The organism is Alcanivorax profundi, assembly GCF_003597125.1.
In the GTDB taxonomy this organism is placed as follows: Bacteria; Pseudomonadota; Gammaproteobacteria; order Pseudomonadales; family Alcanivoracaceae; genus Alcanivorax; species Alcanivorax profundi.
Window position 1 is genome coordinate 1 of record NZ_QYYA01000028.1, and the last position, 1,147, is coordinate 1,147.

A 1,147-nucleotide genomic window follows, 5' to 3' on the forward strand; every position below is an offset into this window, starting at 1 on the left:
CACGTTGACCATGGTAAAACCACCCTGACCGCTGCGCTGACTCGCGTATGTGCGGAAGTGTGGGGCGGCTCTGCCGTTGCCTTCGACGGTATCGACAATGCTCCGGAAGAGCGTGAGCGTGGTATTACCATCGCCACCTCCCACGTAGAGTACGATTCCCCGACTCGTCACTACGCCCACGTAGACTGCCCCGGGCACGCTGATTATGTGAAAAACATGATCACCGGTGCGGCCCAGATGGACGGCGCGATCCTGGTATGTTCCGCTGCTGATGGCCCGATGCCTCAGACCCGTGAGCACATCCTGCTGTCCCGTCAGGTAGGCGTACCTTACATCGTTGTGTTCCTGAACAAAGCGGACATGGTTGACGATGAAGAGCTGCTCGAGCTGGTCGAGATGGAAATTCGTGAGCTGCTGAGCGACTACGATTTCCCGGGCGACGACACTCCGATCATCAAGGGTTCTGCCCTGAAGGCTCTGGAAGGCGACACCAGCGACATCGGCATGCCTGCCGTACAGAAGCTGGTAGAGACCCTGGACGAGTACATCCCGGAGCCGGAGCGTGCTGTAGATCAGCCGTTCCTGATGCCGATCGAAGACGTATTCTCCATCTCTGGTCGCGGTACTGTAGTAACCGGCCGTGTAGAGCGTGGCATCATCAAGGTGGGCGAGGAAATCGAGATCGTGGGTATCCACGACACCACCAAGACCACCTGTACCGGTGTTGAAATGTTCCGCAAGCTGCTGGACGAAGGCCGTGCTGGTGAGAACGTTGGTGTTCTGCTGCGTGGTACCAAGCGTGATGAAGTTGAGCGTGGTCAGGTCCTGGCCAAGCCGGGCTCCATCAAGCCGCACACCAAGTTCGTTGCTGAAGTCTACGTACTGAGCAAGGACGAAGGTGGTCGTCACACCCCGTTCTTCAACGGTTACCGTCCGCAGTTCTACTTCCGTACCACCGACGTAACCGGTGCTTGCACCCTGCCGGAAGGTACCGAGATGGTAATGCCGGGCGACAACGTTCAGATGGACGTTGAGCTGATCGCTCCGATCGCCATGGAAGACGGCCTGCGCTTCGCTATCCGCGAAGGTGGCCGTACCGTTGGCGCCGGTGTGGTAGCCAAGATCACCGAGTAATTCGTTACCCGGT

1 protein-coding gene is annotated in these 1,147 nt (G+C 58.4%); it reads left to right on the forward strand.

Going from position 1 to position 1,147, the window contains the following annotated elements; translation table 11 throughout:
• The coding region (gene tuf / locus D4A39_RS16695; protein WP_119918584.1) for an elongation factor Tu at positions 1–1,134 on the forward strand (1,134 nt) is incomplete at its 5' end.
• Between the last annotated feature and the right edge of the window lie 13 nt (positions 1,135–1,147).